Origin of the sequence: Streptomyces dengpaensis, assembly GCF_002946835.1 — a bacterium.
Lineage (GTDB): Bacteria > Actinomycetota > Actinomycetes > Streptomycetales > Streptomycetaceae > Streptomyces > Streptomyces dengpaensis.
In genome coordinates, this window is sequence record NZ_CP026652.1 from 7,411,220 (window position 1) to 7,429,453 (window position 18,234).

An 18,234-nucleotide genomic window follows, 5' to 3' on the forward strand; every position below is an offset into this window, starting at 1 on the left:
CTAGCGGTCCTGGCGGTCCTCCTTCAGCATGTCCGCGCACTTCTCGCCGATCATCATCGTCGTGATGCACGGATTGACGGTGATCAGATCCGGCATCACCGACCCGTCCGCTACCCGCAGACCCTCGACCCCCTTGACCCGCAGCCGCGCGTCGAGCGGGGCCGAGGCGTCGTCGTCCGCGCCCATCTTCAGGGTGCAGGACGGGTGGTAGACGGTGTTGTGGGTCTTGTGGATGTAGTCGAGCAGCTCGTCGTCGGTCCGGACGTCCGGGCCGGGGGCCAGCTCCGCGCCCGCCCAGCCGCTCAGCGCGGGCTGTGACGCGATCTTCCGGGCGAGCTTCAGCCCGTACGTCATCACGCGCACGTCGTGCTCGTGCGTGAAGTAGCGCGGGTCGACCATCGGCTTGTCCCGGTAGTCGCGGGTGCGCAGCCGCACGGTGCCGCGTGACTTCGCGCGCGTGACGTTCGGGGTGAGGCAGAAGGCGTTCTCCGACGTGGGGAAGCCGTGCCGGGCCGTGTTCATGTCGAACGGCACCGAACCGTAGTGGAACATCAAGTCCGGGCGGTCCAGGCCTGGTTCGGTATCGTAGAAGATGCCCGCCTCCCACCACTGGCTGGACGTGGTGGTCATGGGCTGCCTGGCCTCCCACATGATCACGCCCTCGGGGTGGTCCTGCAGGTTCTCGCCGACGCCCGCCGAGTCCACCACCACCTCGACACCCACCTCGCGCAGATGCCCGGCGGGCCCAACGCCCGACAGCATCAGCAGCTTGGGCGTGTCGATGGAGCCGCAGGAGACGATCACCTCGCGGCGGGCGCGCACCGTCCGGGTGTGGATCAGGTCTGGATCCAGGTACTCGGCGCCCACGCACCTCCGTCCTTCCAGGATCAGCTTCTTCGCCCGCACCCCGGTGCGTATCTCCAGGTTCGGCCGCTTGCCCATGACCGGATGGAGGTAGGCGACCGACGAGGACTGCCGGATGTTGTTCTCGTCGGAGTTGATCTGGAACCAGTTGGCGCCCCGGACCACGGTCGTGCCGGTGTTGAAGGACGTGGTCGGGATGCCGGCCTGCGCGCACGCCTCCAACAGGGCGGTGCCGCACGGGTCTTCGCCCTTCAGCGTGCGCAGCTTCACCGGACCGGTGCGCCCGTGGTGGTCGCCGGGAGCGTCGTTCGACTCCAACCGCCGGTAGAGCGGGAAGAGTTCGGCCGCGCTCCATCCCGTACAGCCTGCCGCCGCCCAGTCGTCCAGGTCCTCCGCGGGTGCCCAGAAGGCGATACAGGAGTTGTGCGAGGAGCAGCCGCCGAGCACCTTGGCGCGGGCGTGTCGCATGAAGCTGTTGCCGGAAGCCTGCGGCTCGACCGGGTAGTCCCAGTCGTAGCCGGACTCCAGCAGGCCCATCCAGCGGTCCAGTCTGAGGACGTTGTCGTCGCCGACGTCGCTGGGGCCGGCCTCCAGGACGCACACCGTGACCGAGGGATCCTCCGAGAGCCGGGCCGCCACCACGTTGCCCGCGGTGCCGCCGCCGATCACGACATGGTCGAACTCATCGACAGACATGAGCGGTTGACCTCCTTCAGTCGGCCGCCGGGGCGGCGAGGGGAGCCGTGGCGGCCGTGGGCTGCAGCTGGTGCTCGGCGAGCACGCCGGTCCGGTGCCGCTGGACGAACCAGTAGTAGGCGTAACCGCCGCCCGCGATGACCGCGACGAACAGGACCGCGCCCCACTTGAGGTACCAGTGGAACGGAGCCGTCGCGTTGTAGACCGAGGCGCGCGGCCACATCAGGTTGATCGTCATCGCCGCGCCCCACACCACGGCCACGATGTTGACCAGCAGTCCCCAGCGGCCCAGGGAGAACTTGCCGTCGCCGGCGGGCTGCCACGTACCGCGCAGCCGGGCCACCAGCATGGGCGCGGTGACGCCGAGATAGGCGAGGTAGATCATGATGATGCCGATGCTGGTGACCACGGTGAAGATCTGCGGCTGGCGGATGTTGACCACCAGGATCGCCAGGGCGAGGACGCCGATGATCACGGCGGGCAGCATCGGGGTCTGGAAGCGCGGGCTGACGCGGGCCATCAGGGAGGACGCGGGCAGGTTGTTGTCACGGGCCATCGCGAAGGCCAGCCGGATCGCCGCCGTGTGCACGGCCAGGGCGCAGACCGTGACCGCGATCAGCACGCACCACAGCATCGCCTTGCCGGCCGTGGGACCGAGCACGTCGAGCACGATGTACTGCAGCCCTTCCGTGGACAGCTTGTCGCCCTTCAGGCTGGAGACGCTCATCAGCGCGAGCAGCAGGACCAGGCCGCCCAGGAGGAAGGAGGCGACGATCGCGCGGATGATGGCGCGCGGCGCGTTGCGGGACGGGTCCAGAGACTCCTCGCCGAGCGAGGCGGCCGTGTCGAAGCCGTACATGACGTACGCGGACGCCAGTGAGGCCACCAGGAAGGCACCGAGGTAGCCGGTCGGGTACCCCGCGCCGGTTCCCTGTGTGTCCATGACCACCTGGGGGCCGCGCGTGATGTGCACCGCGAACAGGACGATGAGGACGAGGGTGGCGATCAGCTCGATGAAGACACCCGCCGTGTTGATGGTGGCCATCAGCTTGACGCCGAAGGCGTTCACGACGGTGGTGAACAGGATCAACACCGCCGCCAGGATGACGGCGTTGGTGGCGACGTCGTACTTGCCGGTGCCGTCCCCGACGAACTGGAAGAAGTCGGAGATCTGAGGCAACGTCAGCTGATAGGCGAGCGCGACCGCCGCGATCGACACGATCGACGCGATCAGCATCATCCAGCCCGCGAGCCAGCCGAGGTGCGGATTGCCTATCTTCTTCGACCAGTTGTAGACGGAGCCCGCGACCGGATAGCGGGCGGCCAGCTCGGCGAAACAGAGGGCGACCATGAACTGCCCGACGAAGACCATCGGCCAGGACCACCAGTAGGCGGGGCCGCCACTGCCGTAGCCGAAGTAGAAGAGCTGGAACGTGCCGGTAAGGATGGAGATATAGCTGATACCGGCCGCGAACGTGTGGAAGTTGCCGAGGGTGCGCCTGAGTTCGGGCTTGTAGCCGAACTCGGCGAGCTCGGCGTCGTCGTGGCGCTGCGGGCCGGTCGGTTGCTCGGTGGTCGTCATGAGCGGACTCCATGTGGGCCTGGGGAAGGGGTGAGGGAGTGGCTCGTGCGGGTGCCGGAATCACTGTCCTGCGGGTGAGGGGATCAATGTCCTGCGGGTGACGGGGGCAATCGCCTGCGGGTGAGGGGATCAATCTCCTGCGCGTGACGGGAGCAATCTCCTGCGGGTGACGGGATCAATGAGGGGGTTCATTCGCGGCAAACCACCCCTGTGGGGACGGGTCGGTGTTCCGCCAGATGTGCTTGGCCTCGCGGTACTCCGCCAGGCCCGAGGGCCCGAGCTCGCGCCCGAGTCGACGACGCCGACCAGGGAACCGTCGGTGGGACAGCGGATCTCCCGGGTGCGCTCGTCGAGAGCGCCCCGCCAGGAACCGTCGATGAACAGGTCAGGCACGGGCGCCTCCCAGTCGCGTGATCAACCACTCGTGGAAGATCCCGATGTGATGCTCGGTCGGAACCAGCACACCGCCCTTCCGGTACGCCCGCGACGTCATCGCCGGCTGGGTCCGCTCGCAGGCCGCGAAATCCTGTTCGTTCACCCGGTGGAAGAGCTCCACCGACTTGGACACATCGGCACCCGAGGCGACGACCTCCGGCGCGTAGAGCCAGTCGCATTCGACGATCGTGCGGTCCGCGGCCACGGGCAACATGCGATGCAGGATGACATGATCCGGGACCAGATTGATGAAGACCGTCGGTTTCACAGTGATCGCGTAGTAACGCCGGTCCTGGTCGCTGGAGACCTCGGGGAGCTTGGCGAAGCCCTCGCTGCCGTCGACCGTGAATCCCTTGATCTCCTCGCCGAACTCGGCGCCGTGGCCCACGTAGTACTGGGCCGCGAAGCCGTCGGCGAACTCCGGTAGCACGTCGGTGAGTTCGGGGTGGATCGTCGCGCAGTGGTAGCACTCCATGAAGTTCTCGACGATCAGCTTCCAGTTCGCCTGCACGTCGTAGGTGATGCGCCGGCCGAGCGCCAGGTTCTCGGTGCCGTAGTGCTCGATGGCCGCCGCGTCGCCGAGCCGCTCCACGGCTGCGCCCATCACCGTTCGCCGGGCGGCGGCACGAGGCGGACACCATCCGGATCGCGGAGGGCGCGATCGAGGACGGCGGGCCCGCCGAGGGCGGTCTCCTCGCCGTCTACGAACGCGACGGCCGGACAACAGCCGTGCTCTCCATCGACCGCCCGCGCCCATTCATGCGGGCGCGGCGTGAACTGGCGCGCAGCGCAGGGCCCGTTCCGGTGGAGCCGGCGGCAGGCTGAGGGCGTGACTCCGACCGTGACCATGTCGTGGGTGGGCCGACGGGTGGAGGTCCGAGGTCCACCCACCCCCATGGTCACAAGCAGGCGGACAGGGCAGGGTGCGCAGCCGTCACCAGGGGGTTCCTCCTGCCTGGCCGTGACCGAGCAGAGCTCCTCCTGTGACGGGCAGAGCTCCTTCTGGTCGTGCCTAAGAGTGCGACAACTGCCCGGTCCCGCCCTGCGGGCCTATTCGCTCCTGAGCGCGCTCCGCCGCCCGTGCCTGTCGCCTGGCCCTGCGGCGCTCGCGTCGCAGGGCCCGCGCGGTGCTGCTCGGGACCGACACCACGCCGTTCCGCTGGTTCCACACCTGTCGCGTCACCCAGACGTCGAGGGCGGCCCATGTGGCCACGACCGTGCTGGCCAGGCTGCTGAGGACCATGGGGAAGGCCAGCCAGGATCCCGCGAGGGTGCACAGGAAGGCCACGACCGCCTGCGTCAGGGTCACGGCGATGACCAGCACCGCCCGCACGGCCGACGTTCGCACCGGATCGGGCAACCGCCGCCTGCGCGCGGGCTCCTCGATCCACAACGGCCTGTAGTACGCCTGCTCTTCGTCCTCTTCCACTTCCACCGAAGCGCCCGCCCCGTCGACTCGCCCGTCCCCGGCCGCCTCGAAGCGCTGCTCGGACGCTGGGCCGCCCCCGCCCGTTCCGTACCCCCGCTCTTCTGTTGTCTCCTCGCGCCCGCCCATCGCACCGTGCCGCTCGGCCACCGCCCCGTGCCGCTCGTCCGGCTGATCGCGCTCATCCCCCGGAATGGCGTCATCCGGTGCCTGAGTGGCCGGTTGCGCCGCCTCAGGCGTGGTCACACCTGTCCCGGGCGCCCCGCGCCGCTCTGCCGTGCCCATCGACTCGTCACTCCCCACCGCCCAGCAGGCCCCTCGCACTGGCGTCATGCGACACCGGCTCCCCAGTGGCTGCCCGGCTTGCGCTGTTTTACGCCGCCTGAGCGCGCATACGGCCCCTGCGGCCGATTCCGCCCCCATTTCCCGTAGATAACGACGAACGACGTGCCCCGAAGATTCCCCACGAGCGAAAGATTTCGGCCAACCGGCCACGTTCACCACTCCGATGTGATCCGGACTCAAGTGCCGGATTAGGGAAGGCAATCTCCCCCAATGAACGGACAACTCCCCATGTCTCGTTCCCATCGGGCCGGGGCTGCACCTGGACGCGTCTTCGAGTTACCTGTGCCTCAGTAGTACGCTCACGCACGTTGGTTGACGCACATGTGTACCCCCGGCTGGAGGGGGTCGAGCTGGGGGAGGCCATGCGCTTTCGCGGGAAGTCCATCCGCCGGAAGATCGTGGCGCTACTCCTCGTGCCGCTGCTGTCCCTGACCTCGATCTGGACGTTCGCGACCGTGATCACCGGGCGCGAGGCCAGCCGGCTGTTCAGCGTGGCGGACATCGTCGAGAAGATCGCCCACCCCACCGAGGACACCGTCCGCGTCCTCCAGCAGGAACGCCGTCGGACTCTCGTCCATCTGGCCGATCCCCGCGCCTCCGACGCGCTCGCGGCGCTCAGACGCAGCCAAGCCGCCACCGACCGCATGGTGGCGAAACTCCGCCAGAACGCCAAGAACAAGGACGTACAAGAGGAGATGGGCGAGGGCACCACGGAGCGCCTCTCCTCCATCCTGGACGCCCTCCACGGAATCGACTCCCTGCGCCGCAGCGTCGAGGAGGGCACCGTCAACCGGTCCCAGGCTCTCGACCTCTACAACCGCCTGGTCGACCCCTGTTACGTCCTTCTGGGCAACCTCCATGTCGTCGACAACGCGGAGACGGACAAGCAGAACCGCGCCCTCGTCGGCGTCGCCCGCGCCCGCGAACTCCTCTCCCGCGAGGACGCCCTCCTCGGCTCCGCACTGGTCGCGAGTCGTCTCACCCGTGACGAAATCCGCGACATCTCCGAGCTCGTGGCCCAGCGCAATCTGCTCTACGACATCAGCCTGGCCCTGCTGCCCTCCTCGGATCGCGAACGCTTCGAGCGCTACTGGAAGAACGCCGACACGGCGCGTCTGCGCGTGGCCGAGCGGTCCGTCATGTCCTCCACGCCCGGTTCGCCGCGCGGTGTCACCGCGAAGAGCTGGGACAGCGCGGCCGGACACGTGCTCGACGAACTCGCCACGCTGGACGACCAGGCGGGCGAGCGATTCCAGGACCGGGTCCGCCCCGTGGCCATGGGCGTCATCTTCAAGGCGGCCATCGCAGGCGTTCTCGGACTCATCGCCCTGCTGATCTCACTCTTCATGTCCCTGCGCATCGGCCGGGGCCTCGTCCGCGACCTGCGCCAGCTGCGACTGGAGGCCCACGAGGCGTCCGGCGTGCGGCTGCCCAGCGTCATGCGCCGCCTCTCCGCCGGCGAACAGGTCGACGTCGAGACCGAAGTGCCGCGCCTGGAGTACGACAAGAACGAGATCGGCGAGGTCGGCCAGGCCCTCAACACCCTTCAGCGCGCCGCGGTCGAGGCCGCCGTCAAGCAGTCCGAACTGCGCGACGGCGTCTCCGAAGTCTTCGTCAACCTCGCCCGCCGCAGCCAGGTCCTGCTCCACAAGCAGCTCACCCTGCTCGACACCATGGAGCGCAGGACCGAGGACACCGACGAACTGGCGGACCTGTTCCGCCTCGACCACCTGACCACGCGCATGCGCCGCCACGCCGAGGGCCTGGTCATCCTCTCCGGCGCCGCACCGTCCCGGCAGTGGCGCAAGCCGGTGCAGCTCATGGACATCGTCCGCGCCGCCGTGGCGGAGGTCGAGGACTACGAGCGCATAGAGGTACGGCGTCTGCCGCGCGTCGCCGTCACGGGCCCCGCGGTCGCCGACCTCACCCACCTCGTCGCCGAACTCCTGGAGAACGCCACGGTGTTCTCACCCCCGCACACGGCCGTCCAGGTCCTCGGTGAGCGGGTCGCCAACGGCTTCACCCTGGAGATCCACGACCGCGGCCTGGGTATGGCCGCCGAGGCGCTGCTCGACGCCAACCTGCGGCTCGCGGAGACCCCCGAGTTCGAACTCTCCGACACCGACCGGCTCGGCCTCTTCGTGGTCAGCCGGCTCGCCCAGCGGCAGAACGTTCGCGTTTCCCTCCAGCCCTCCCCGTACGGCGGTACCACCGCCGTCGTGTTCATCCCCGACGCACTGCTCACCGACGACGTCCCGGACACCAACGGCATCGGCTTCCGCCTCGACCGCACGCTGCTCACGAAGGAGGGCGAGACCGAGGAGGGCCGCAAGGCCGCGCTCTCCCACACGCCGGTGCGGATCCCGAGCCTGCCCGCCTCGATCCTGGACGGTCCGGTCGAACTGGAGGCCCCGGTCGACCTGGACACCCTCACCGGTTTCCGGGACGCCCTCGACGACGAGGACAGCGAGCGCGGCGGTCTGTTCCGGCCGCGCCCCTCCATCGCCGGTGTCCCCGGCGACCAGCACCAGCAGGCACGCGACAGCGGCGGCGAGCCCGCGCGCTCGGGCGACGACGACCCTCCGGGCGCCACCCCGGTCCCGCTGCCGCGGCGCAGGGCCCCCAAGCTCGTCAGTTCGCACGGCCGTCCCGTGACCCGCACGAGGTCCCGGCGCGACGACGTGGACGAGGAACTCGCCCACGACTCCGAGCCGCCCCAAGGCCCGGAGCCGGTACAGAGCCTGGGACCGGTGCTCCCCCAGCGCACCCGCCGCAGCACCGCGTCCGCGCGCGCGGACGCGATCACCCCCCGCTCCGCGATCACCCCGCGCTCCGAGGCCACCACGGGAGAGGCAGAATCAGGCGTGGACCCGCTGCCCCGCCGCGTCCGGCAGGCCAATCTGGCCCCACAGTTGAAGGACGGCCCCGAGCGACGCGCCGAGCGCGACGAGGCCCGCACCGGCACCGGAGCGAACCTTGCCGAGCGCGACGCCGACGAGGTACGCAGCCGGATGGCCTCGCTCCAGCGCGGCTGGCAGCGCGGCCGTAAGGAGAACGCCGTGGGCGAGCAGGCCCAGGACGGCACAGTACGAGGAACGACAAAGGGAGACGGTCGATGACCGCACCGAAGGCCGCAGGACCCACCGCGACCGGCAAGGCGTCGGGTGAGCTGAACTGGCTGCTCGACGAACTGGTGGACCGCGTCGCCAGCATCCGCAAGGCGATCGTGCTCTCCGGTGACGGCCTGCCCATCGGGGCCTCCAAGGACCTGACCAGGGAGGACAGCGAGCACCTGGCCGCCGTGGCCTCCGGATTTCACAGCCTCGCCAAGGGCGTCGGCCGCCACTTCGAGGCGGGCAGCGTCCGGCAGACGGTCGTCGAGCTGGACGAGGCCTTTCTGTTTGTCACGGCCGCCGGAGACGGCAGCTGTCTCGCCGTCCTCTCGGACGCCGACTCGGACGTCGGGCAGGTCGCGTACGAGATGACGCTCCTGGTCAAGCGGGTCGGCGCACATCTGGCCGCCACTCCACGCACCGATCTGCCTTCGGGCGGGTAGTGGGATGACATGAGCGGAGACCGTCAGAGAACACGCCACTGGTTCGACGACGAGGCCGGACCGGTGGTCCGTCCGTACGCCATGACACGGGGCCGCACCACCAGTCCGGCCCAGCACCGCCTCGATCTGATCGCCGTGGTCGTCACGGAATCGCACGCCGACGACCCCGAAGCGGACCAGACGCTGTCCCCGGAACACGTGGACATCGTCGAACTCTGCCGCGACGCTCCCCAGTCGGTCGCCGAACTCTCGGCCGAACTCGACCTGCCCGTAGGAGTGGTACGGGTCCTCATCGGGGACCTGGTGAACGGTGACATGGTCCATGTGACACGGCCTGTACCCCCTGCCGAGTTGCCGGACGAGAGTATTCTGCGCGACGTGATCAGCGGCCTCCGGGCGCTCTGAGCGGGGCGAAAGCGGGGAACAGACGTGACAGGCTGGCAGTTCTGGGTCGACCGAGGCGGCACCTTCACCGACATCGTCGCGCGGCGCCCGGACGGCCGCCTGCTCACGCACAAGCTGCTGTCCGAGAATCCGGCCCGATACGCCGACGCGGCGGTCGCGGGCGTGCGCAAGCTCCTCGGTGAAGGCGGCGACGGCTCGGACACGGCGGGCGCGCACATCGAGGCCGTCCGCATGGGCACCACCGTCGCCACCAACGCCCTCCTGGAACGCAAGGGCGAGCGCACCCTCCTCGTCATCACCCGCGGCTTCCGCGACGCCCTGCGCATCGCCTACCAGAACCGCCCGCGCATCTTCGCCCGCGCGATCGAACTGCCCGGGCTGCTGTACGAACGCGTCGTCGAGGTCGACGAACGGATCGCCGCCGACGGCACCGTGCTGCACGCCCCCGACCTGGACGCCCTCGCCGGGCCACTCCAGGAGGCGTACGACTCCGGGATCCGCGCCCTCGCCGTCGTCTGCATGCACAGCCACCTCCACCCCGCCCACGAACAGGCCGTCGGCGAGCTGGCCGCCCGGGTCGGCTTCCCGCAGATCTCGCTCTCCAGCGAGGTCAGCCCGCTGATGAAGCTCGTGCCACGCGGTGACACAGCCGTCGTCGACGCCTATCTGTCGCCCGTGCTGCGCCGCTACGTCCAGCACGTCGCTGACGAGCTCCAGGGCGTGCGGCTGATGTTCATGCAGTCCAACGGAGGGCTCGCCGAAGCCGGCCAGTTCCGCGGCAAGGACGCTATCCTGTCCGGACCCGCGGGCGGCATCGTCGGCATGGCCCGGATGTCGCAGCTGGCCGGCTTCGACCGTGTCATCGGCTTCGACATGGGCGGCACGTCCACCGACGTCTCGCACTTCGCGGGCGAGTACGAGCGGGTCTTCACCACCCAGATCGCCGGGGTCCGGCTGCGCGCGCCCATGCTGGACATCCACACCGTCGCCGCGGGCGGCGGCTCGGTGCTCCACTTCGACGGCTCCCGCTACCGCGTGGGCCCCGACTCGGCGGGCGCCGACCCCGGTCCCGCCTGCTACCGGGGCGGCGGCCCGCTCACCGTCACCGACGCCAACGTCGCGCTCGGCCGCATCCAGCCCGCCCACTTCCCCAGGGTGTTCGGCCCCGAAGGGGACCAGCCCCTCGACGACACGCTGGTCCGTGACCGGTTCGCCGCCCTCGCGCGCGAGATCCGCGAGCAGACCGGCGACGAGCGCACCCCCGAGCAGGTCGCCGAGGGCTACCTCCAGATCGCCGTGGCCAACATCGCCAACGCCATCAAACGGATCTCGGTCCAGAAGGGCCACGACGTCACGCGGTACACGCTGACCACTTTCGGCGGCGCGGGCGGCCAGCACGCGTGCATGGTCGCCGACTCGCTCGGCATCCGCACCGTCCTCGTCCCGCCGATGGCCGGCGTGCTGTCCGCCCTCGGCATCGGACTCGCCGATACGACGGCCATGCGCGAGCAGTCCGTGGAGGCGCCGCTGAAGGCCTCCTCGATGCCCGCCGTCCTGAAGACCGCCGACGACCTGGAGGGCGCCGCCCGCGCCGAACTCCTCGCCGAGGACGTGCCCGAGGACCGCATCCAGGTCACCCGGCGCGCCCAGCTCCGCTATGACGGCACGGACACGGTGCTCACCGTCGAGCTCACCGAGCCCGACACCATGACCCACGCCTTCGAAGAACGCCATCGCGCCACCTACTCCTTCACCCTCGACCGCCCGGTCGTCGTGGAAGCCCTTTCCGTAGAAGCCACCGGTCTCACCGAACCCCCCGATCTCTCCGCCCTGGCCGTCCGTGACGACGGCACCGCCTCGCACGGCCCCGCCGCCCCGGAGACGGTCAGCCTCCACACGGGCGGCGCCTGGCGCGACGTACCCCTGCATCAGCGCGAAGTACTCCCGCCCGGCGAGACCGTGACCGGCCCCGCGATCATCGCCGAGGCCAGTGCGACGACCGTCGTCGACGACGGCTGGCAGGCCGCGATGACCGACGACGGGCATCTGGTCATGGAACGCGTGGCGGTTACGCAGAGTTCCGATCTCGGCACGGAAGCGGACCCCGTTCTCCTCGAGGTCTTCAACAACCTCTTCATGTCCATCGCCGAGCAGATGGGCGCACGACTGGAGTCCACCGCCCAGTCGGTCAACATCAAGGAACGCCTGGACTTCTCCTGCGCCCTCTTCGACCCCGACGGCAACCTCGTCGCCAACGCCCCCCACATCCCCGTCCACCTGGGCTCCATGGGCACGAGCGTGAAGGAAGTCATCAGCCGGCGCGGCGACAGCATGCGCCCGGGCGACACATACGCGGTCAACGACCCGTACCACGGCGGCACGCACCTCCCCGACGTCACGGTGATCACTCCGGTCTTCGACACGGAGGGTGAGCGGATCCTCTTCTACGTCGCCTCGCGCGGCCATCACGCCGAGATCGGCGGCATCGCGCCGGGCTCCATGCCGGCGAACAGCCGCACCATCGAGGAGGAGGGCATCCTCTTCGACAACTGGCTGCTCGCCGAGAACGGCAGCTTCCGCGAGGCCGAGACCTTGACCCTGCTCACCGAGGCGCGCTACCCCTCGCGCAACCCGAAGACCAACCTCGCCGACCTGCGCGCCCAGATCGCCGCCAACCAGAAAGGCGTCGACGAAGTCGCCCGCATGATCGAGGACTTCGGCCTCGACGTCGTCCAGGCGTACATGAAGCACGTCCAGGACAATGCGGAAGAAGCGGTGCGCCGCGTTGTCGACGCCCTTGAAGACGGTGAGTTCACCTACGAGACCGACTCGGGCGCCGTCATCCGCGTCCGCGTCTCCGTGGACCGCGAACAACGCTCCGCCACCATCGACTTCACCGGCACGTCCGCACAGCTCACCACCAACTTCAACGCGCCCTTCTCCGTGGTCAACGCCGCGGTCCTGTACGTCTTCCGCACCCTGGTCGCCGCGGACATCCCGCTCAACGACGGTTGTCTGCGGCCCCTCCGCATCGTCGTGCCACCGGGATCGATGCTCGCCCCCGAGCCACCGGCCGCCGTCGTCGCGGGCAACGTGGAGACGTCCCAGGCGATCACCGGCGCCCTGTACGCGGCCTTGAGCGTGCAGGCGGAGGGCTCCGGCACCATGAACAACGTCACGTTCGGCAACGAGCGGTACCAGTACTACGAGACCGTGGCCTCCGGATCGGGCGCGGGCGACGGCTTCCCCGGCGCGCCCGTCGTACAGACCCACATGACCAACTCGCGGCTCACGGACCCCGAGGTACTGGAGTGGCGACTGCCGGTCCACCTCGACGAGTTCGCGGTCCGGCGCGGCAGCGGTGGCGCCGGCCGCTGGCGGGGCGGGGACGGCGCCGTACGCCGTATCCGGTTCCACGAGCCTATGACCGTCTCCACGCTCTCCCAGCACCGCCGGGTGCCGCCCTACGGCATGGCGGGCGGCGAGCCCGGAGCCCTCGGGGCCAACCGGGTGGAGCGCGCGGACGGCACGGCCACCGAACTTGGCGGAAGTGATGCGGCGGACGTCGGCCCCGACGACGTACTCGTCATCGAAACCCCCGGCGGCGGGGGCTACGGCCCACCGCCGAACGACCCCCATCAAGCAGGAGAAGAGATCGATGATCTTCGGGCGTTCTGAGCGCGGCAAGCCCCCGGTCGAGCCCGTCACGCTCAAGATCCTGGTGGCCGGCGGCTTCGGTGTGGGCAAGACGACCTTGGTCGGCGCGGTCAGCGAGATCAAACCGCTGCGCACGGAAGAGGTGCTCACGGAGGCGGGCCGGCCCATCGACGACACCAGTGGTGTGGAGGGCAAGCACACCACCACCGTCGCGATGGACTTCGGGCGCATCACGCTCCGCGAGGACCTGGTGCTCTACCTCTTCGGGACGCCCGGGCAGGACCGCTTCTGGTTCCTGTGGGACGAGCTGGCGAGTGGCTCCCTGGGTGCCGTCGTGCTCGCCGACACCCGCCGCCTGGAGGACTGCTTCGCGGCCGTCGACTACTTCGAGCGGCGCTCCATACCCTTCGTGGTCGGCGTCAACTGCTTCGAGGGCGCCGCCCGTTACGCCGCCGACGACGTCCGTCAGGCCCTTGACCTGAACCCCGGTGTGCCGGTCGTGCTCTGCGACGCGCGGGAGCGCGAGTCGGTCAAGGAGGTCCTCATCGGCGTCGTCCAGCACGCGATGGCGTACGCGGCCGACCGCCGCCAGGCCGTCACGACCTGACGCGGGCGTACGGTCCCCTTCAGGCCGTCGCGACCTGATGCAGGCGTACGGTCCCCTCCAGGCCGTCACGACCCTGGCACAGGTACGGCCCGTACCCCCGCCGACCGGGGTACGGGCCGCAGTCATGGCACGCGCGCGTGGCTCGCGCGAGGCGCACGCGCGCGTGGACCCCTGTTTTCAGCTGACGTCGTCCTCGTGCCAGCCGAAGCTCTTCTCCACCGCCTTGCGCCAGCTGTGGTACTCGCGGTCGCGTACGGAAGCCTCCATGGTCGGCGTCCACTCGACATCCTTCTGCCAGTGCGACTTCAGCTCGTCGAGGTCGTTCCACACACCCGTCGCGAGCCCGGCCGCGTATGCCGCGCCCAGGCAGGTCGTCTCGGAGACCTTCGGACGGATCACCGGCACCCCGAGGACATCGGCCTGGTGCTGCATCAGCAGATTGTTCTTGGTCATGCCGCCGTCCACCTTCAGGGTGGTGATCTGCACCCCGGAGTCCTGGTACATGGCGTCGACGACCTCGCGCGTCTGCCAGCTGGTCGCCTCCAGGACCGCGCGAGCGAGGTGCCCCTTCGTGACGTACCGGGTGAGCCCGGTGACGACACCGCGCGCGTCGGAGCGCCAGTACGGCGCGAACAGGCCCGAGAACGCGGGCACGATGTACGCCCCGCCGTTGTCCTCGACGCTCGCCGCCAGCGTCTCGATCTCGTCTGCCGAACGGATGATGCCGAGCTGGTCGCGGAACCACTGCACCAGCGCCCCGGTGATCGCGATCGACCCTTCGAGGCAGTAGACCGGCGCCTCGGTGCCGATCTTGTACCCCATGGTCGTCAACAGCCCGCTCTTCGAGGGTACGGGCCGGTTACCGGTGTTGAGCAGTAGGAAACTGCCCGTGCCGTACGTGTTCTTCGCCGTCCCCACGTCGTAGCAGGCCTGCCCGAACACCGCCGCCTGCTGGTCGCCGAGAGCAGACGCGACGGGGACACCCGAGAGCTGGCCCACGGCGGTGCCGTACACCTCCGAGGAGGACCTGATCTCGGGTAGGACCGCTTCGGGGACGTTCATCGCGGAGAGGATGGACGGGTCCCACTGGAGTGTCTCCAGGTTCATCAGCATGGTGCGCCCGGCGTTGGTCACGTCGGTGACGTGCTGCCCGCCGTCCGTGCCGCCGGTGAGGTTCCAGATCAGCCAGGAGTCGATGGTGCCGAAGGCGATCTCCCCGCGCTCGGCCCGCGCGCGCAGCCCCGGGACGTTGTCCAGCAGCCAGGCGGCCTTGGGCCCGGAGAAGTAGCTGGCCAGCGGCAGTCCTGTCTGCTCGCGGAAGCGGTCCTGCCCGTCCGAGCCGCCCAGTTCGTTGCAGAGCGCGGACGTTCGGGTGTCCTGCCAGACGATCGCGTTGTGCACGGGCTTGCCGGTCGCGCGGTCCCACAGGACGGTCGTCTCGCGCTGGTTGGTGATGCCGAGCGCGCTGAGCTGGTCGGCGCGCAGCCCGGCCTTGGCGATCGCGCCCGCGACCACCGCCTGCACCTTGGACCAGATCTCGGTGGCGTCGTGTTCCACCCAGCCCGGTTTCGGGAATATCTGGCGGTGCTCTCGCTGGTCGACGGCGACGATGGCACCGTCCTGGTTGAAGATGATGCAGCGGCTTGAGGTGGTGCCCTGGTCGATTGCGGCGACGTACTTTTCGGCATGGTCCGTCATGACGTCCCCTTCGTCAGAAGGCTGCGTTGTAGATCGCGGCCCCGATGGCGGCACCCGCGATCGGGCCGACCACCGGGATCCAGGAGTAACTCCACTCCGAGGTGCCCTTGTTGGGAATCGGCAGCAGCGCGTGGGTGAGGCGCGGCCCCAGGTCGCGGGCCGGGTTGATGGCGTACCCGGTGGGGCCGCCGAGTGAGAGGCCGATGCCGACGACGAGGAGGGAGATGAGCAGGACGGGCAGGCCCGCGTCGCCGATGCCCGCGACGTGCTTGTCCCCGCCGACCAGCCCGAGGATGGGCAGCATCAGGGCGGCGGTGGCGATGATCTCGGTCATCAGGTTCTGCACGGGGTTGTTGATCTCGGGCCGCGTCGAGAAGATCCCCAGCGTCTCGATGGCCTTGTCCTTTTCGGAGTTGAGGTTGAACTGGCCGAGGTAGAGCAGCCAGCAGAGCGTGGCCCCGATGATGGCTCCGGCGAACTGTCCGAGGAAGTAGAAAGGTACGTCCTCCCACTTCGTGGAGCCCTCGATCGCGAAGCCGATGGTCACCGCCGGGTTGATCTGGCCTCCGGACAGCGGTGCCGCGGTGTATGCGCCGGCGAGTACGCCGAGACCCCATCCGAAGGCGATGGCCACCCAGCCCGCGCCCTGTGCCTTGGACTTGTTGAGGGTGACGGCGGCGCACACTCCCGCGCCGAACAGGATCAGAATGGCGGTGCCGATCAACTCGCCGACAAAGATGTGTCCGTTGCTCATGGCGGCTCCTAGGTCCTCGCCCGGGGCGATCCTCCCCGGGCCACCGTGCAGGGTGCGTTTCCCATGGCCACTTCAGCCGGAGGCAGGGGGTCCCGCGCCCCGCCCGGCGTCCGTGACGAGCGTGCCTTCGCAGCGGAATCGCCCGTGGGGGACGGCCTTGGGTGCAGGTCGGAGACCCGAGCGGCGCGGTGCATGAAGACGCCCGAATGCGGCGATGCCGACTGACACCCGGAAGTGTTCACCGGTGCCCAAGGGGCGTCAAGGTCGCGGACGGCAACGCTTCGAAGGCCGCAAAGGGGGCGTGGGGCGATGGCCGCCGGGGTGGGCCCTTCCCTGCCGATGCCGGGTTCCTGGACTGCGGATCGGTCATTGCCGGGCCTTGCCCCGCCTTGGCGTCGGCGTCGCCACGGCATTGACGTCGGTTGCGACGGGGCCTCGGTCGCGGCGGCGGGCTCCGTCGCGGCGGCGGCCTCGGTTTCCCAAGGTGCCGGTCGGCTGGCCCGCGGAGTCAGCTGGCGCGGAGTCAGCCGGTCAGTCGGAGTCACCCCGTCAGTGTCTGGCCGAACGGCTGCGCCGACGCCGCTCCCGGCCCGCGGCGGATCTCGTGCCCCGGGAGCCCCGCGCGTCCCAGCACCCAACTCGCCCCATTCAGGGACTTCGCCGCCTGCTTGAGGGGCGCCAGGCAGGCGGCGGCCTGGCGGTGGTCGGTCACGCTGCCGGGTGCACACAGCACCGTGGCCAGCGACAGCGTGACGGTCAGCCCGCCTGCCGACCAGGGCGTGTCGAGAACCGAAGTCGCCAGGGGGTCGAGGGTGTCAGGGTCGGCCAGGACCAGGAAGTCGTCCCCGCCGATGTGCCCCACGCGCGTCGCCCCGGACGCGGCGTGCTGCAAGGCCCGCCCGACCGCCCGGATCAGGTCGTCGCCCGCCGCGAACCCCGCACCGTCGTTGACCTGTTTGAAGTGGTCGACGTCCAGCCAGCTCAGCGCGAACAACCGGCCGTCCGCGATCCGCCGGTCCACCTCGCCAGTGATCGCGTCCGAACCCGGCAGCCGGGTCAGCGGGTTGAGCCCCGCCGCCTCCTCGACCCGGCTCTCGGCCAGCGCCCGTACGAGATCTGCCAGCCGTACGACCCCGACGCACCGCCCGTATCGGTCGACGACCGCGACGTCGTCGGACGTACGGTCCCGGTCCCCGTCCGCCACCACGTCGAGAACCTCCCAGGCGGTGGCGTCCACGCCGACCGTACGCGGCGGGTCGCCGAGCTTGGCGGCAGGCCGGTCGGCGTACAGCGCGTGCCCGTAGCGCCCCGACATCGACAGCAGGAACCGCGACCGGTGCACCGACCGGACCGGGATCCCGGAGGAGTCCACGAGCAGCACCCCGGACACGTCGGGCGAGCCGATGAGCAGCGCCCGCACCTGCCCCGCGGACGCCGAGGCGGGCAACAGCGCCGCCGGCCGCACAAACTGCCGTACGGACGGCCCCGACCGCGGCGTCGAGGCGACGGCGGGGGAGAGAGCCGGGACGTATACGTCTGCCGCGGGCAACCGGGCGGGTGGCGCGAACAGCTCGCCCTGCGCCAACTGTGCGCCCGCCGACACCGCGGCCGCGCACTGCAGCTCGGTCTCGACCCCCTCGACGGACAGCAGGGCGCCCAACTGCTCGCACAGCGTCCGCATCGCCCGCACGGCCGCGGGCCGCGACAACAGGGACACGTCGAGCTTCATCAGCTCGGGCGCGAGGTCCGTGAGCAGCCGCAGCGGTACGTCGCCGTCACCCACCCCGTCCGCACAGATCCGGAAGCCATCGTTCCGCAGCGCGGCCACCGCCTCCAGCAGGGCATGCTGCGGCACGTGGGTGTACGGCGGACCGACGTCGACCGTGACTTCCCACGGCAGTCGCCCGGCCTCGCGCACCGCATCGCGCAGCGCAGCGAGCCCGCCGAGATCGGCGAGGGTTCCGGCGAACACATTGATGTGCAGCGGTAGCAGCGTCTCCTTGCGGGCGGCCGCCCGCATCGCCAACGCGGCCAGCCTTCCGTCGAGTTCGGGGTCACGGCGGGCCTGTGCCAGGATGTCGCCGGCCTCCGGACGGGCGAGTATCTCCAGCGCCGCGACCCCTCCGGTCGTCAGGTTGACGACCGGCTGGAAGGCGAAGCGGACAGTGTCCGTCCAGGAGGGCACGGCAGCATAATGGGCGGCGTGGGC

11 protein-coding genes and 1 pseudogene are annotated in these 18,234 nt (G+C 69.9%); 5 read left to right on the top strand and 7 right to left on the bottom strand.

The features are described from left to right. From C4B68_RS34525 to C4B68_RS34550, 4 genes and pseudogenes are all read right to left on the bottom strand, one after another. Nucleotides 1–1,560, bottom strand: a complete 1,560-nt coding sequence (locus C4B68_RS34525; protein WP_099500442.1) for a GMC family oxidoreductase — start codon at nucleotides 1,558–1,560, stop codon at nucleotides 1–3. 16 nt (nucleotides 1,561–1,576) lie between these two features. Next, complete coding sequence (locus C4B68_RS34530; protein WP_099500443.1) at nucleotides 1,577–3,142, bottom strand: APC family permease; 1,566 nt, start codon at nucleotides 3,140–3,142, stop codon at nucleotides 1,577–1,579. A 385-nt stretch (nucleotides 3,143–3,527) separates the two neighbouring features. Then, a pseudogene (locus C4B68_RS34540) lies at nucleotides 3,528–4,187 on the bottom strand (RHO alpha subunit C-terminal catalytic domain-containing protein); the annotation flags it as partial. Between the two features lie 402 nt (nucleotides 4,188–4,589). Next, complete coding sequence (locus C4B68_RS34550) at nucleotides 4,590–5,288, bottom strand: hypothetical protein (RefSeq protein WP_240634769.1); 699 nt, start codon at nucleotides 5,286–5,288, stop codon at nucleotides 4,590–4,592. 422 nt (nucleotides 5,289–5,710) lie between these two features. Between C4B68_RS34550 and C4B68_RS34555 the strand changes: the two genes are divergently transcribed. The 5 genes from C4B68_RS34555 to C4B68_RS34575 are packed head-to-tail and all read left to right on the top strand — an operon-like array spanning nucleotide 5,711 to nucleotide 13,573. Then, entirely contained in the window at nucleotides 5,711–8,467 is a 2,757-nt protein-coding gene (locus C4B68_RS34555) for a nitrate- and nitrite sensing domain-containing protein (protein WP_099500476.1), read from the top strand. Continuing rightward, nucleotides 8,464–8,904 carry a roadblock/LC7 domain-containing protein gene (locus C4B68_RS34560; protein ID WP_099500445.1) on the top strand — a complete coding sequence of 147 codons (441 nt, stop codon included), beginning with the start codon at nucleotides 8,464–8,466 and terminating at the stop codon, nucleotides 8,902–8,904. The genes C4B68_RS34555 and C4B68_RS34560 overlap by 4 nt, the downstream gene beginning before the upstream one ends. 9 nt (nucleotides 8,905–8,913) lie before the next feature. Next, on the top strand, nucleotides 8,914–9,309 hold the full coding sequence (locus C4B68_RS34565; RefSeq protein ID WP_099500446.1) for a DUF742 domain-containing protein: 396 nt from the start codon (nucleotides 8,914–8,916) through the stop codon (nucleotides 9,307–9,309). Nucleotides 9,310–9,333: 24 nt separating this feature from the next. Next, the gene (locus C4B68_RS34570; RefSeq protein ID WP_099500447.1) at nucleotides 9,334–12,987 is read left to right on the top strand and encodes a hydantoinase B/oxoprolinase family protein; all 3,654 of its coding nucleotides are present in this window, start codon (nucleotides 9,334–9,336) and stop codon (nucleotides 12,985–12,987) included. Further along, a complete protein-coding gene (locus C4B68_RS34575; protein WP_099500448.1) occupies nucleotides 12,968–13,573 on the top strand; it encodes a GTP-binding protein in 606 nt (201 codons plus the stop codon). Before C4B68_RS34570 ends, C4B68_RS34575 begins: the two co-directional genes overlap by 20 nt. A 177-nt stretch (nucleotides 13,574–13,750) precedes the next feature. Here C4B68_RS34575 and glpK read toward each other — a convergent pair whose 3' ends face one another. The 3 genes from glpK to C4B68_RS34590 form a co-directional block, all read right to left on the bottom strand. Then, nucleotides 13,751–15,271: a glycerol kinase GlpK gene (glpK, locus tag C4B68_RS34580; protein WP_099500449.1), complete on the bottom strand. Its 1,521-nt coding sequence runs from the start codon at nucleotides 15,269–15,271 to the stop codon at nucleotides 13,751–13,753. Nucleotides 15,272–15,284: 13 nt separating this feature from the next. After that, nucleotides 15,285–16,025 carry an MIP/aquaporin family protein gene (locus tag C4B68_RS34585; protein ID WP_099500450.1) on the bottom strand — a complete coding sequence of 247 codons (741 nt, stop codon included), beginning with the start codon at nucleotides 16,023–16,025 and terminating at the stop codon, nucleotides 15,285–15,287. A 541-nt stretch (nucleotides 16,026–16,566) separates the two neighbouring features. Then, a complete protein-coding gene (locus tag C4B68_RS34590) occupies nucleotides 16,567–18,210 on the bottom strand; it encodes a GGDEF domain-containing protein (RefSeq protein ID WP_099500477.1) in 1,644 nt (547 codons plus the stop codon). Nucleotides 18,211–18,234: the final 24 nt, after the last annotated feature.

Bases quoted from the DNA above. Each gene is read 5' to 3' on its own strand.
- C4B68_RS34525 (WP_099500442.1), bottom strand. From the start codon at position 1,560: ATGTCTGTCGATGAGTTCGACCATGTCGTGATCGGCGGCGGCACCGCG.
- C4B68_RS34530 (WP_099500443.1), bottom strand. From the start codon at position 3,142: ATGACGACCACCGAGCAACCGACCGGCCCGCAGCGCCACGACGACGCC.
- C4B68_RS34585 (WP_099500450.1), bottom strand. From the start codon at position 16,025: ATGAGCAACGGACACATCTTTGTCGGCGAGTTGATCGGCACCGCCATT.
- C4B68_RS34550 (WP_240634769.1), bottom strand. From the start codon at position 5,288: ATGGGCACGGCAGAGCGGCGCGGGGCGCCCGGGACAGGTGTGACCACG.
- C4B68_RS34565 (WP_099500446.1), top strand. From the start codon at position 8,914: ATGAGCGGAGACCGTCAGAGAACACGCCACTGGTTCGACGACGAGGCC.
- glpK (WP_099500449.1), bottom strand. From the start codon at position 15,271: ATGACGGACCATGCCGAAAAGTACGTCGCCGCAATCGACCAGGGCACC.
- C4B68_RS34575 (WP_099500448.1), top strand. From the start codon at position 12,968: ATGATCTTCGGGCGTTCTGAGCGCGGCAAGCCCCCGGTCGAGCCCGTC.
- C4B68_RS34555 (WP_099500476.1), top strand. From the start codon at position 5,711: ATGCGCTTTCGCGGGAAGTCCATCCGCCGGAAGATCGTGGCGCTACTC.
- C4B68_RS34560 (WP_099500445.1), top strand. From the start codon at position 8,464: ATGACCGCACCGAAGGCCGCAGGACCCACCGCGACCGGCAAGGCGTCG.